Genomic DNA, 13,962 nt, shown 5'->3' on the forward strand with positions numbered 1-13,962 from the left:
GTCGGCAACCCGGTGGAAAACTCGGATCAGTAACGGTGCACCTTGGTCTTGCCGGTCTTGGAGTTCCAGACGATGTAGCCGTGCTGGAAATCGCTACGCCGCCCGTTTTTGACGCCGTACTCGTTGGACTTGGGAAAACCCAGCCACGATTTCTCGGCGCCGAGCTTCAGCCAATGGGCACGGATCGCGCCCTTCACCGAGTGAGCGCCGGTCTTCTCGCTCCAGTACACGGAGGCCCCGTGGTGGTCCGCGCCGCGGAAATGCGTGTAGATCCCCTTGCCACCGGGAGTGTCCGTGGTGGTGGAGGTCGGGTAGTTCAGAAAACCGCGTTCGTAGCCGTTCTTGGCCCAGAATTGCCTCGGCGGTCCCCAGATTCCCTGCGCGCCGGTCTTCGGGGTCCAGTAGATCGAGGCGACCCCGATCGCATCGGTTCCCGTGAAGTGGTTGTAACGCCCCTTGCCGTCCGGAGTCTTCAGCTCGTCGGTGGTGGGGACACCGTAGGTTTCGTGTGTGCCCACCTCGGTGTAGCGGTCCGCGATGGCACCGTGCACTTCGTGCGTGCCGGTGTCGTCGGTGTGGTACATCCAGCCGTTCTTGAACTGCTGGTAGGAGATCCCGTCCTTGTGGTACTCGGTGTCCACGGGGTGACCGAGCAGCTTACGCAGCTTCGGATCGTTCCAGTACCGGTGTTCGATGGGGGTGAATTCGGCGGACGACGCCTTCTGGGGCTGTTCCTCCGCCTGGGACTGCTGTTCGGTCTGGGTCTGTTGTTCCGCGCGGGGAGTGTCCACGTCGCCGCTCGCGGTGCCGGACAGCCCCAGCGACAGTGTGGCCGCGAGCATGGTGGCCGCACCGGCCACCGCTCTACGCAAGATCGAACCGTTTCCGGAAAACACGGGATGCTCCTGTTCAGCTCGGCGAACTCCGAACGATGCCCAGCTTGGGAGCGGGTGGGCGGGAGCTGTGGCACGGACACGCTCGATCACGCGGCCAATCCCGGTATTTCACCTGTTCGAGATAACGAAGGGCCTTCCGGAGCGGATCCGGAAGGCCCTTCTGGAATCTCGGAGCGTCACACCTCTCGGTTGCTCAGCCCGGTGTGACCGATTCGGTCACCACGGCCGGTCGACGATCTCACCGGTCTCCGGGGAGTAGATGACGTAGCCCCCCTGGAAGTTCACCCTGCGATCACCGTTCTCAGTGGTCATCTCATCGCTGGTGGGGTAGCCGAGGTAGGAACGCTCCCAACCCAGCTGCTGCCACCGGTCACGGATACCCCCGTAGACGGTGTGCGCACTGCCGACGCTCTTGCTGAAGTAGATCGAGCTGCCGCCCGCACCGTTGAAGTGGTTGTAGGCGGCCTGCCCGTCCGGTGTGATGCGCTGATCGGTGGTCGGGTAACCGAGGGCTCCGCCCGGCCCACCCTCCTCCAGCAGGTACTTCGAGGCGATCCCTCCCTGCAGGGAATGCGCCTGGGTCGCCTGACTCCAGGCGACCATGGCGAACATATTGTTCTGCCCGCTGAAGAGGTTGAACCTTCCGGAGCCGTCCCCGTAACCGATGAGCTCGTCGGTGATCGGGTACCCCAACGGTCCGTTGACCCCGCCGCTCGCCATCCACTTGTCGTAGATGGCGCCGTAGACGGCGTGCGTGGCCCCGAATTCTTCTATCCAGGCGCCCTCCGAGGCCGAGTAGATGGCGCCGCCATCGCTTCCGGCGAACTCGATGTAGCTGCCCTTACCATCCGCGGCGCTCTGCTCGTCGGTGGTGGGGTAGCCCAGCGGGCCGCGTTCCCAGCCCGTGGAGGCCCACTTGTCCCGGATAGCGCCTTGGATGGTGTGTGCGCCGGTTTGTTCCGTCCAGTAGATCGAGCCGTTGTTCTCGAAGTGGTTGTACTGGCCGGTGTTGTCCGGTGTGGCCGTGGTGTCGGTGGTGGGGTAGCCCAGGGGGCCGCGTTCCCAGCCCGTGGAGGCCCACTTGTCGTAGATGGCGCCTTGGATGGTGTGTGCGCCGGTTTGTTCCGACGAGTAGATCGAGCCGTTGTTCTCGAAGTGGTTGTACTGGCCGGTGTTGTCCGGTGTGTTGGTGGTGTCGGTGGTGGGGTAGCCGAGCGGGCCGCGTTCCCAGTTGGTGGATGCCCACTTGTCCCGGATGGCGCCTTGGATGGTGTGTGCGCCGGTTTGTTCCGACGAGTAGATCGAGCCGTTGTTCTCGAAGTGGTTGTACTGGCCGGTGTTGTCCGGTGTGGCCGTGGTGTCGGTGGTCGGGTAACCCAGCGGGCCCTCTCCACCACCGGTCTCCTCCCACTTCGCCAGGATCTTGCCCTGCAGCACGTGGGCCTGCGTCTCGGCGGTCCAGTAGATGACGCCGCCGTTGGCGAACTCGCTGTACTGACCCCGGCCGTCCGCTGTCGCGGCGGTGTCGGTGGTCGGGTAACCCAGCTGGCTACCGCCGCCTTCGGCGCGCCACTTCCGCAGCACGGGCTCACCGAGCACGTGGGCTTCCGCGTCCTCCGGCGCGTAGATCGCGCTCGTTCCCCGCTCGGAGCTCATGAACTCGCCGTAGGGGGTTCCCAGGTCGTCGGTGAGCACGTTGGTGGTGGGCACACCCAGTACCTCGTGCCCGCCAGCCTTCACGAAGGCGTCGAGCACGGCACCCGAGACGGAGTGCACGCCCTGCTCGGCCGACCAGTAGATCCGGGCGTTGTCGTACTTCTGGTAACGGAGCGAGTCGCTGACGACCTGCTCCTCACCCACCGGCTCTCCCAGCCGCTGCTGCTCGTCGGAGCTGAGGTTCTGGTAGTACTCGTCGATCTTGCCCGCGCCGGGACCCTCATCGGTCTGGTCGCCATCGTCCGCGGAACCGTCGCCGTTGTCTCCGGAGCCGGTGTCACTATCCGATTCGCTGCCGGAGCCGGTGTCAGCACCGGACTCCGAGTCGTTCGACCCGGAGCCGTCGGTGGAACCGGACTCGTCGGTGGAACCGGACTCGTCGGTGGAACCGGACTCGTCGGTGGAACCGGACTCGTCGGTGGAACCGGACTCGTCGGTGGAACCGGACTCGTCGGTGGAACCGCTATCGGAACCGGAGTCATCGGTGGAACTGTCGCCGGAGCCCGAGGCGTCGCTCGATCCGGAGTCGTCGTCGGAAGTGTCGTCCCCAGAGTCCGAGGAGCTCGTCCCCGTTCCGGATTCGCTCCCCGCCTCGTTCTGGGCGGAGTCGTCACCGGAGTCGGCCTGCTGGCTCGACTGGGTGGTCGGCGTGCTCTGCTCGGACTGTTCGGTCGCTCCGGCCGCGGGAGCGGCCGTGACCAGGGCGGCTGCCGTGCTCAGCGCGACAGCGCGCCCCACAAGATTCTTGACCGTCACTATTTCCCCTTTCAGGTCTCGTTCCATGATCGGACGAAAGGGGCGTGACTGTCGCGTCCTGTTATCGTTTCGCAGTCGAATTTACCCGTGCAATCGTCTTGCCGCGGGATGTAACACGGTGAGCCGGATTACATTCCATGTTTTCGTCATCACGATCGGTCGTGATTGTTCATCGCGCTGGGCATCGAGTCTCGCCGAACGGGGAAACTGTGTCATGCCTCGCGGCCGTGCTCAGCGGAATCGGGTCGCGGTGCGCAGTCGACCGCGGACGACTTCGCCCGGTACGCGTTCGACGAGAACACGCACCGGGCGAAGTCGGTAAGCCGCGTGACGGTTGTGCTGTCCGGTCGGAGCAGCCGGAAACCGTGACGTATCGACAAGCGGGTTCAGAACGGGAGTCTGCGGAACACCGCGCGTGGCAGATGACGCAGCACGCTCATCACGTAACGGAACTGCGCCGGTGCCCACACCAGCTCCTTGCCCTTGCGCACCGAGTTCACGACGATTTCCGCGACCTGCTCGGGAGTCTGCGCCAGCGGCGCCTCCTTGAGCCCCTCGGTCATCTTCGACTTGACGTGGCCGGGGCGCACCACCGTCACCTTGATTCCGGAGGGGCGCAGCGCCTCGGTCAGGCCGGTGTAGAACCCGTCCATGCCCGCCTTGGCGGAGCCGTAGGCGAAGTTGGACCGACGTACCCGTTCCCCCGCGACGGAGGAGAGCGCGACGATGTGGCCGTGCCCCTGCTTGCGCAGGTGTTCGGCGAGCAGTACTCCCACCGTCACCGGGGCCACGTAGTTGATCTCGGCCATCTCCTGCGCGGCCGTCACATCGGTCCAGAGTTTCTCCTGGTCGCCCAGCATGCCGAACGCGACGATGCTGATATCGATGTCTCCCTCGCCGAAGGCCTTGTCCAGGGTTTCCGCGTGGGTCTCGGGCTTGCGGGCGTCGAACGGGACCGTGGTAACCGTGCTGCCCGTCTCGCGCAGCCGCTCCGCCGCCGCTTCCAGCCGGTCGGAGGGACGCGCGGCCAGCACTATCCGAAGTGGACGCTCTCGCGCGTAGCGCTCGGCGGTGGCCAGCGCGATGTCCGAGGTGCCGCCGAGCAGCAGCAGGGACTGGGGGTTGCCAACCGCATCGATCACAGGTTCAGCCTCCTGGCCAGGTCGGAACGGAAGATTCCTTCGGGGTCGACCGCGGCACGCGTCTTGCGCCACTCGTCGATACGCGGGTACATGCGCTCGATCATCTCGGGAGTGGTGCGGGACTCCTTGGCGAGGTAAAGCCTGCCACCGGCCTCCAACACCATTTCGTCCAGATCCCGGCACAGCCGATCGAGCCCCGGTGTGACCGGGATGTCGACGGTTAGCGTCCAGCCCTTGTCCGGGAAGGACATCGGTGCCGCGTTTCCCGGGCCGAACGTCTTGAGGACGTTCAGGAACGAGACGTGTCCCGAAGCGCTGATCTTGTCGATCGAGCGGCGGAACATCTGTTCCTGGCCGAACGGGACCATGAACTGGTACTGCAGAAAACCGTTGGAACCGTACACGCGGTTCCACTCGCCGACCAGGTCGAGCGGGTGGAAGAACTGCGTGATGTTCTGTACCGAGCCGTACTTCGTAGGTGCTTTGCGGTACCAGACCTCGTTGAAGGCGGTGATGGTGTACTTGTTCACCAACCCGTTCGGAAATACCGGCGGTGCCGTCATCAATTGGGGGGCGTCGAATCCGAGCGGATTCTTCCGCAGTTTTTTCGGGAGTTCGTCGAGGGTGGCCGGATTGCCACGGGTGAGCAGTGCGCGTCCCATCCGGTCGCCCCGCGCCAACGAGTCGAACCAGGCGACCGAATACACGTAATCGTCGTCGGAACCGTCCGTGAAGTGTTCGAGCAGCTCGTCCAGATTCCGGGTTCGGATGTTGTCGACCACGAAGTAGGCCGTTTCCACCCGTTTGAGGCGAATGGTGGCTCGGAGGACGATCCCGGTCATCCCCATGCCGCCGACCGTGGCCCAGAACAGCTCGGCCGAATCGGACTCGGGAGTCAGGGTGCGCACCTCGCCGTCCGCCGTCAGCAGGTCCAACGAGATCACGTGGCTGCCGAACGACCCCTGCGAGTGGTGATTCTTGCCGTGGATGTCCGCCCCGATGGCCCCACCGATGGTCACCTGCCGGGTGCCGGGGAGCACCGGTGGCCACAGGCCGTGCGGGATCAGCCTGCGCATCAAGGTGTCCAGGGACACACCCGCGTCCACGTCGACGACCGCGTTGTCGACGTCGATCGTGTGGATCCGGTCGAGCGCGGTCATGTCGATGACGGTCCCACCGGCGTTCTGCGCCGGGTCGCCGTAGCTGCGGCCGAGACCTCTGGCGATCACCCCGCGTGGGCCGGCCTCGCGCACGGCACGGGCGATTGTCTCGACATCCGGTGTGCTGACCACCTCGGCCATGGTGGGGGCGGTACGTCCCCAGCCCGTCAGCATCCGTTGCTCGTTGTTAACCGATCCCACTGTGACGAGTCTAGCTGCGTACCGTGGCACGGCAGCGCCGGGTGAAACCCGGCCCCACCCCGCTTGACCGGTCGAGTGGCTACACTTGCCTGTGAGTCAGGGGCGGCGGGTGACGCGTGGGCGGATTGATTGCCGCTCGGCCCGGTTCCCGCTTAAGTGTCGTCGTGACAGCCGAGGTGAACGAGTGGCCGTGGCCGAAAGCACCGCCGAACCTGATACCAAGAAGCTGGGGATAGTCGAGCAGCTCATCCGTTTCGGACTCATCGGCGTCTTCTGTGCGCTGCTGGACTACGGCTCGTACATGACGCTGCTCGCGCTGGACCTGCCGAACTGGGCGGCCCGAACCCTGGCGTTCGTGCTGGGGACCAGCGCCTCCTACGTCGCGAACCGAAGACTCACCTTCGCCGGTGCCAACACCGGCAACACCAAGGCGAAGGCCGGGGGATTCGTGCTGGTCTACGTGGTGACCTTCCTGGTCAACATCGGCACCAACCAGCTGTTGTTCCTGCTGCTGCCCGAGTTCGGCTTCCACTACGGGGCGCAGCTCAAGTGGACCGTGTGCTGGTTGGCGGGCCAGGGACTGGGTACCGCGATCAATTTCGTGCTGTTGCGCTGGGTCGTCTTCCGCGAGTGAACCGCCCCTGACCTCGGAGCTCCGTCGATTTCTCGCGAAATCGCCGGCCCGGCACCGCCGTCGGGAAGCAACCGTGAGCGACGCAGCGGGGTGTCCCCGCCTCCGTCGATTTCTCGCGAAATCGCCGCGCCGCTACGACGCAGGGCCGAGCTCCCACCACGCCCGCAGGCGGCACTCCGACCACTCTCGCCGTCGGCACCGCCGCGGGTTCTCCGGTGCGGCTCTCGCGAGGAAGGCCCGACGTTGTGTAGATCGCTACCCGATGTCGGGCCTCCCCGGAGCGAGAGCCGTGCCAGAGGTTCCGCCAAGCGATCAGCTACTCCGCCCGAGCCGTCAAAGCCTACTGGCTTCCGCGCCGGTTGGCGGAGCCGTCGACGTGCCCGATCTCGTCGCCGTCGAACTCCTCCTCCGCGGAGGTGTCGTTGCGGTCGTCCGAACTGGGGACGTCACCGGGCAGCTGCACCGGTCTGCTCATCGGTCCCGGGCTCCAGGTGCCCCAGTGGGTCTCCTCCTCGATGTTCATGGCCGTCTGGGCGGGTAAGGCCGCCGGGCGGTACCGGTCCACGGCGTAGAGCGTTCCCCAGTCCCGGTGGATGTTGCCGCGTAGGTAGGTCGGCATCTCGCGCATGCTGCTGGTGACGTTGAGCCAGCCGAACGGGCCCGCCGCGTCGGGGGAGGACCACGCCTGGCCGACCGAACGCAGGCTGCCACCGGCGCTGATCCGGAAGCGCGGTACCTCCGCGATCCCGTGGCTGATGTTCGGCAGGTTCAGACACGGATGCTGGAAGGCGGCCGTCCATTCCACGAACGCGGGTGCGTCGCCGATGAAGTCGGTCATGTTCGTCAGTCGGGGCGCCCTGGGGGCGCTGAAGGCGAGCCAACCGTCTTCGCCGAGGGACTGGTCGACCGCCACCACGCGGGCCTGCTCCGCTCCCTCGGCCCTGCCGTTCACACTGATCCGAGCGTCCCGCCACTCGGTTTCGGGAGCTGTAACCACGCGGCGGCGGTCCGTCACCTCGAAGCCGTCCTCGGTCCGCTTGCCGAACTCCACGTAGAGCTTGTTCGCATCGTTCACCTTGCCCGCCAGGGTGATCACCACCGGGACGTTGCCCTTGCGGGCACGTTCCGGCAGGTCGTACCACTGGGTGCGCAGTTCGCCGGTCACGACGCCCCGGGGGTCGTAGCTGCCCCAGACCGGCGCTTCATCGCTGCCCAGGTCGTAGGGCGGGCTCCAGTCCTTGCCCTGGGGTTCGTCGTTGTCGGGAGGCAGGCCGTGGCGTCGGAAACCGCGCATCTTGGCCTCCAGGTACTCCTTCGGCGACTCCTCGGACTCCAGCCGGGCGGGAACCTCGGCATCCGGTATCGGATCGTCGGGTTGCTTCTCGGAGACCCGCAGCATTCCCTTGAGGGGTTCCTTCTCCACGTACACGTAGTCCGACAGCCCGCAGCTGCTGCCCATCAGCTGCTTGGCCGAGTCCTTGCCGAGGCTGTAACTGTTCCACTGGCTCTGGATCGCCTTGCCGAAGGTGGCCAGTTCCCCGATGACGAGCAGTGCGCAGACCACCGAGAGCGGAGCGGTGCCCAGCCGCAGCGCGCGGCTGCGCCCCTCCACGCCGGTGCGGCCGTTGCGGTCGAGCTTCGGTGGGTCGACCACGTGCGGCCGGTGCTCGTCGATCCGCAGGTGCTCGATGACCGCGACGATCAGCGCGATCCCCGCGATGACCAGCAGCACGGTGCTGGCGCTGTAGCCGAGGACGGAGGGCTGCTTGCTGTGCCAGGGGATTCCCCAGCCCGAGACGTACCACCAGGCGTTGGGTCCGGTGGCGGCCAGCGCGCAGATCGCCATCAGCCCCGCGAAGAACGCGGCGCGGTTGCGTCGTGAACGCAGCACCGTGCCGCTGGTCGCCAGCGCGGTCAGTGCCGCGAGGGCGCCGCCGACCGAGGCGAAGATGCCGAAGTGGTGCGTCCACTTGGTGGGCGTGAGCACCAGCACGAAGAACGTCAGCGCCGTCATCCCCAGCAGCCTGCGACTCGGGCCGAGTGCCGCGCCCCGGATACGGCCGCGTCGCAGCAGCACCACGGCGCACGTGACCAGGCACAGGAACACCAGCAGCACCGGGAACCGCCGGGTCATCGATCCGTCGGGGATCTGGCTGAACAGCAGCGAGTAGCGGCTCACCTCCTGGTACCAGCTCAGACTCGGGCCGAGTTCACCGCGCAGCTGGGTCGACTCGATCACCGACTGCCAGGTCTGGTCCCAGTAGACGATGTTGAGTATCGCGAAGCCGCACGCCGAGATCGGGGCGAGTGTCGGCAGCCAGCCGAACTCCCGGATCCGTTGGCTGACGATCCGGAACAGCGGTTTGAACGCGACCACGAAGGGAAGCACGGCCATCAGACCGTGCGGATTGGCCCCCAGCGCCAGCGCGGCCCCGAACAGACCGACAGCCGCGGGCAGCAGGCGCTTCGTGGCCACCGCTCGTTCCACACCGGCCAGTGCGAGCAGCGAGAACAGCACGACCACCGGCTCGGGGCGGAGGCCGTTGTTGTAAGGCATCCAGAACGCCAGGAAAACGGCGGCGGCGGCCCAGCCCGCCGCGTGACTGCGGCGAACCTGCTGCCCGAGCCTGGGAAGCAGTTCCCGGCTGATCAGCAGCCAGCTCGCGATGCCCATCAGCAGAGCGGGCAGCCGCATCCAAGGAGTGGAGGCCGAGATCCGAACCCACTGCGAGTAGAGCTCGTAGAACCAGCCGAACGGGGATTCCGGAGCGCCGAACCAGCGGTAGTAGTTGCTGATGTAGCCCGCGCTGTCCCGGGAGCGTGCTATCGAGAGTATGTAGCCGTCATCGGAGGTCATGGCCCCGATCAGCCACCAGACGATCAGTGCCGCGAGTACCGACGCGTCCCGCCACGTGGGTTTCCACCACCCGGTCGGGACCAGTTTGGGAGCGCGTCGTCCGGTGCGGCGGTCGAGCCTGCGGATCACGACCAAGCAGCCGATGAAGCACAGCATCGCCAACCCGATGACGACGAACTTGAACACCGTCGCGCTGGTGGACCACCGGGTGTCGACCTGTGCCCGGAACGACACCTCGTCGATCGGGTCCTGCCGCTCCTCGAGATCGGAGTAGATGCCGGTCAGCTGCGGGCGCCGGTCCTCGCCCGCAACGTTCGCCAGTGGCTTGTCGCCCACGCTGGCGACCGTCCGCGAGCCGTCGGAGCGCACCGAGATCGTGCAGTTGCCGTCCGGGATGGTGGCGCTGCCGAGTCGGCTCCCGCGCGAGAGCAGCGTCAGCTCGCCGTCCTCGACGCGTAACACCATGCCGGTGAGGTCGCCGTACTCGGAGGAGGGGGGATTCGTGCTCAGCACGTTGGCCGAGTCCGAGGTTCTGGAGTCCAGGCTGCGGGCGGTCTCGCACGGCGCGGTGAACTCCAGGTCCACCGGTGAGTAGCTGACCAGCGGGGCGGACACCGGGTCGGTCCCCTCGGCCGTGGGCCAGCTGAGGTTGGTGATCTCGTGCTTGACGGGCAGGAACGGCACCGACAGCGAGAGGATCGTTCCCACTATTCCGAGCACCGCCGCGATCACCCGAAGACGTCTGCGGGAATCGGCGTTGTTCGCGGCATCACGGCCTCCGGTGTCACCGGAGCCGTTTCCCCGATTGGGCCGCTCGTCCTCTTTCCGCCCGACGCTAAGCACGAGTGGAGAATAGTAGGTGTTCAGGCGGCGCCGTTTCGCGGTATCACCGGCATGTGCCGCCTGACACGTCGCGCCGATTGTCCCCGAGCTGCTTTTCGCCGTTTTGTCCAATGTCCGGCGGCGCGGTGCCGAACCGGCGGTACGCCGATTCCCGGTCCGGCCGCGTGGCGGTCGGACCGGTCCGGCGTGCCGGGCGAGTCCGCCGTGGACCGCCCGGCTTTACCTGCGGAAGAAACGCTCGCGCCTGCCCAGGCGCAGCAGCCGGAGCCATTCCAGGAAATCCTTCGGGCTCCGGCGCTGCCAGACGAAGTAGAGTCCGAAACGAGCCACTTCGAGCATCCCGATTCCGCGCATGCCCGGCTGGGCGAGCAGGTAGCCGCGGTTTCGGTAGGTGTAGTAGCGTTTGGTGGAATCCTCCGGATCCTGCGCGTGAAACTTCCCACCCAGCATCGGTTTGAATTCGCCCGAGCCGTTGGGGTGCAGGAATCGAGTACGCAGTGTGGTCCCGAACGGCAGTCCCGAACGCACGATCCGGCGGTGTATTTCCACCTCGTCGCCGCGGAAGAACAACCGGTAATCGGGAACTCCGACCACGTCCAGCGTTCCGGCCCGGAACAGTGCGCCGTTGAACAGCGAGGCGATGCCGGGCAGGAAGTCGTGCTCGGAACCGGTGCCGCGCAGTTCCTCCGGGCGGCGTTTCCACGTCAGGCCACGCCGCAGCGGGAAGGCGAGGGTGTCCGGGCTGTCGATGTCGACCACGACCGGTGAGACGGCGGCGAGACCGCGCGCTTCCGCCTCTTCCAGCAGGGTGCGCAGCGCGTGCTCGTCGGCGGGGCGGCCGTCGTCGTCACCGAGCCAGATCCACTCCGCGCCCAGCGAGAGCGCGTGCATCATGCCCAGCGCGAACCCGCCCGCGCCGCCCAGGTTCCGCCGGGAGGGCAGATAGGTCGTGGGGATGGGGCACTCGGCGACCACCTCGGCGACGGGTTGGTCGGGGCCGTTGTCGACCACCACGAGGTGGTCCGGCGGCCGTGTCTGGCTGCCGATCACCTTCAGCGACTCGGCGAGCAGCTCCGGGCGGTGCCGGGTGACGATCACCGTCACCACCGAGTCCGCCGGCAGCGGTGCGGATTGTTCGGATGCCGTCATCAGCCCTCGCCGCTTCCGATGGTCGCGGTCGAACCCGCCTGGTCCTCCTGCATCCGGGCCTTCGCCCGGGGGCTGAGGTTCTCGAAGGGGTCCTTGCCCTTGTAGTGCGTGAGCACCTCGCGCAGCGGGCCGTGCTCCTTGATCTGGCCCTTCTCCATCCAGATCGCCGTGCTGCACAGCTCGGCGAGGAACTCGTCGGAGTGCGAGGCGAACACCAGCATCCCGGAACGCTTGACCAGCTCGTTGAGCCTGCCCTTGGCCTTCTCCAGGAAGTCGGCGTCGACCGCGCCGATGCCCTCGTCGAGCACCAGGATCTCGGGGTCGATGGAGGTGACCACGCCCAGCGCGAGCCTGACCCGCATACCGGTGGAATAGGTGCGCAGCGGCATCGACAGGTAGTTCCCGAGCTCGGTGAACTCGGCGATGTCGTCGATCCGCTGCTCCATCTGCTTGCGGCTCATGCCCAGGAACAGGCCCCGGATGATGATGTTCTCGTGCCCGGAGATCTCCGGGTCCATCCCCACGCCGAGGTCGAAGACCGGGGCGACCTTGCCCTCCACGCGCGAGCTGCCCCGCGTCGGCTCGTAGATGCCGGACAGCAGCCGCAGCAGGGTGGACTTGCCCGCGCCGTTGTGGCCGACCAGGGCGACCCGGTCGCCGTGCCGCAGCGAGAGGTCGATGTCGCGCAGCGCCTCGATGATCGGGACCTTGGTGTCGGTGCCGATCTTGCCGCCGGTCTTGCCGAGCATGGCCTTCTTCATCGAGCGCGACTTCGCGTCGAAGATCGGGAAGTCAACCGCTGCGTTCCACACGTCGATACTGACCACGGTTCGTCGACCTCCTTCTAGACCCAGTAGGAAACGCGGGCCCGGTAGTTGCGCATCATCAGCAGTGCCAGGCCCCAGCCGCCCACTGTGATGGCCAGCACGATCAGCCAGTGGTACATGTCCTGGTTGCTGCCCAGCAGCGGCGAACGAACGATGTCGACGTAATGGTAGATGGGATTTATCTGGGCCAGCCAGGCGCGCGGGCCCGCGTTCTCCTCCAGCGCCGACATGGGCCAGACGATCGGCGACATGAAGAACAGCAGCTGCATGAAGCTGCTGACCACCGGCGGGATGTCGCGGAACCGGGTGCTGACGATCCCGAACAGCAATACGACCCAGCCCGCGTTGACCAGTAGCAGCAGCAGCGCGGGGAACACGCTGAAAACGGTCCACGACAGCTCGGGCTGGAAAATCGCCAGAATCGCGAAATATATGACCAGGTTGTGCAAGAAGAGCAGGAATTCGCGCCACACCGTCCGGAAGACGTAGATGCTGATCGGCGCGGGTAGCTGCTTGATCATCCCCTCGTTCTGGATGAACACGTCCGTACCCGAGGTCAGGCATCCGGAGATGAAGTACCAGATGATGAAGCCCACCGTCATGTACGGCACGTACTCGCCGGGGTCCATGCCGAAGATGGTCGAGTACAGCAGCCCCAGTCCGGTGGCAGTGACGCCCATGCTGATGGTGATCCACAGCGGGCCCAGGACGGAGCGGCGGTAACGCTGCTTGACGTCCTGCCACCCCAGATGGGCCCAGAGCTGTCGCTGCTGTGCCGCCCTGCTGATGTCGTCGAACACCCTGCGCCAGCTGCGGGAGCGCGCCGTGATGGGCGCTGCCGCGGGCGCTTCGGTTTGGTCTGTCGTGCTGGTCGCCTGCACGCTGTGCAGCGTACCGACCGGGGCACGCGCTGTTGCGGTGGGAGTCGCCCCGGGGAGCATTGTCCTCTTGGTTAGGTTGGTCCGTTTCGAGATCGCTCGAACGGGGGATCTGATCCTCGCTCGATCGATGCAGCGCAAGACTCCGTCAGGCGGGTGGCACGGCCCGCTGGGCGTGGTTCAGAGGTACTGTCCGTGTGACGACCCGCTCCGGTGATCGTGTTCCCCGCCGCCGTCGGTCTCTCCCGCGGGCAGCGCGCCCTGCCGCATCTTCTCCAGTTGATCGCGGGCGGCGAGCTGTTGGGCGTAGAGCGCGGTCTGCAGTCCGTGGAACAGCCCTTCGAGCCAGCCCACCAGCTGGGCCTGTGCGATCCGCAGCTCCGCCTCCGAAGGGGTTTCCTCCCTGGTGAAAGGCAGCGACAGGCGTTCCAACTCCTGGATCAGCTCCGGTGCGAGTCCCTGCTCCAGTTCTTTGACGGAGGACCGGTGGATCTCCTTCAGCCGGAACCGGCTGGCCTCGTCCAGCGGAGCGGAGCGCACCTCCTCCAACAGCTGTTTGATCATCGTGCCGATTCGCATGACCTTGGTCGGCTGCTCCACGAGCTCGCCGAGATTTTGATCACCGTTCTCGGTCGTGGACTCGGCGTCCTCTTCGGTGCTGTTGTCGCCGAGTGGCTGGTTCGGAGTGATCGAGGCCCCCACCGGAGTGTTCTCGTCGCCGACCACGAACATTCGTCCCGGTTCGATGTCCCTGCCGTTCATCCTTCAATGGTGCCGCGTGTGCCACACGGAACGCGAAGCGGTGTGCCGGTTGTGTGACTCCGAGACGGCGGAACTCGCCCGTGATGCCGGGTGGTGACGCCGGGAGAACTCGGGGCCCGCCTGCCCGGCACCCGAGTTCCG

10 protein-coding genes are annotated in these 13,962 nt (G+C 66.3%); 1 reads left to right on the plus strand and 9 read right to left on the minus strand.

Annotation, left to right across the window (positions count from 1 at the left end):
• Nucleotides 1-26 precede the first annotated feature (26 nt).
• The 4 genes from J2S53_RS16905 to J2S53_RS16920 form a co-directional block, all read right to left on the minus strand.
• Nucleotides 27-872, minus strand: a complete 846-nt coding sequence (locus tag J2S53_RS16905) for an LGFP repeat-containing protein (RefSeq protein WP_456241783.1) — start codon at nucleotides 870-872, stop codon at nucleotides 27-29.
• 240 nt (nucleotides 873-1,112) lie between these two features.
• Entirely contained in the window at nucleotides 1,113-3,395 is a 2,283-nt protein-coding gene (locus J2S53_RS16910; protein ID WP_456241784.1) for a hypothetical protein, read from the minus strand.
• 359 nt (nucleotides 3,396-3,754) lie between these two features.
• A complete protein-coding gene (locus J2S53_RS16915) occupies nucleotides 3,755-4,510 on the minus strand; it encodes a decaprenylphospho-beta-D-erythro-pentofuranosid-2-ulose 2-reductase (RefSeq protein ID WP_456241785.1) in 756 nt (251 codons plus the stop codon).
• Nucleotides 4,507-5,844, minus strand: a complete 1,338-nt coding sequence (locus J2S53_RS16920) for an FAD-binding protein (protein ID WP_456242817.1) — start codon at nucleotides 5,842-5,844, stop codon at nucleotides 4,507-4,509. Before J2S53_RS16920 ends, J2S53_RS16915 begins: the two co-directional genes overlap by 4 nt.
• A gap of 211 nt (nucleotides 5,845-6,055) precedes the next feature.
• Here J2S53_RS16920 and J2S53_RS16925 point away from each other — a divergent pair, with 211 nt between their 5' ends.
• Entirely contained in the window at nucleotides 6,056-6,505 is a 450-nt protein-coding gene (locus J2S53_RS16925) for a GtrA family protein (RefSeq protein WP_130468796.1), read from the plus strand.
• A 340-nt stretch (nucleotides 6,506-6,845) separates the two neighbouring features.
• Here the strand turns inward: J2S53_RS16925 and J2S53_RS16930 are convergent, their stop codons facing one another.
• The 5 genes from J2S53_RS16930 to J2S53_RS16950 all read right to left on the minus strand — a co-directional run bounded on the left by J2S53_RS16930 (nucleotide 6,846) and on the right by J2S53_RS16950 (nucleotide 13,821).
• Nucleotides 6,846-10,205: an arabinosyltransferase domain-containing protein gene (locus tag J2S53_RS16930; protein ID WP_456241786.1), complete on the minus strand. Its 3,360-nt coding sequence runs from the start codon at nucleotides 10,203-10,205 to the stop codon at nucleotides 6,846-6,848.
• A 219-nt stretch (nucleotides 10,206-10,424) separates the two neighbouring features.
• The gene (gene glfT1 / locus J2S53_RS16935) at nucleotides 10,425-11,354 is read right to left on the minus strand and encodes a galactofuranosyltransferase GlfT1 (protein WP_456241787.1); all 930 of its coding nucleotides are present in this window, start codon (nucleotides 11,352-11,354) and stop codon (nucleotides 10,425-10,427) included.
• The gene (gene wzt, locus J2S53_RS16940) at nucleotides 11,354-12,115 is read right to left on the minus strand and encodes a galactan export ABC transporter ATP-binding subunit Wzt/RfbE (RefSeq protein ID WP_456242818.1); all 762 of its coding nucleotides are present in this window, start codon (nucleotides 12,113-12,115) and stop codon (nucleotides 11,354-11,356) included. The genes glfT1 and wzt overlap by 1 nt, the downstream gene beginning before the upstream one ends.
• 83 nt (nucleotides 12,116-12,198) lie before the next feature.
• Complete coding sequence (wzm, locus tag J2S53_RS16945; protein ID WP_456241788.1) at nucleotides 12,199-13,062, minus strand: galactan export ABC transporter permease subunit Wzm/RfbD; 864 nt, start codon at nucleotides 13,060-13,062, stop codon at nucleotides 12,199-12,201.
• Between the two features lie 177 nt (nucleotides 13,063-13,239).
• Nucleotides 13,240-13,821: a bacterial proteasome activator family protein gene (locus J2S53_RS16950; RefSeq protein WP_456241789.1), complete on the minus strand. Its 582-nt coding sequence runs from the start codon at nucleotides 13,819-13,821 to the stop codon at nucleotides 13,240-13,242.
• Nucleotides 13,822-13,962: the final 141 nt, after the last annotated feature.

This window comes from Actinopolyspora lacussalsi, from assembly GCA_030803735.1.
Classification (GTDB): Bacteria; Actinomycetota; Actinomycetes; order Mycobacteriales; family Pseudonocardiaceae; genus Actinopolyspora; species Actinopolyspora lacussalsi.

Bases quoted from the DNA above. Each gene is read 5' to 3' on its own strand.
- J2S53_RS16910 (WP_456241784.1), bottom strand. From the start codon at position 3,395: ATGGAACGAGACCTGAAAGGGGAAATAGTGACGGTCAAGAATCTTGTG.
- J2S53_RS16920 (WP_456242817.1), bottom strand. From the start codon at position 5,844: ATGCTGACGGGCTGGGGACGTACCGCCCCCACCATGGCCGAGGTGGTC.
- glfT1 (WP_456241787.1), bottom strand. From the start codon at position 11,354: ATGACGGCATCCGAACAATCCGCACCGCTGCCGGCGGACTCGGTGGTG.
- wzt (WP_456242818.1), bottom strand. From the start codon at position 12,115: ATGAAGAAGGCCATGCTCGGCAAGACCGGCGGCAAGATCGGCACCGAC.
- J2S53_RS16950 (WP_456241789.1), bottom strand. From the start codon at position 13,821: ATGAACGGCAGGGACATCGAACCGGGACGAATGTTCGTGGTCGGCGAC.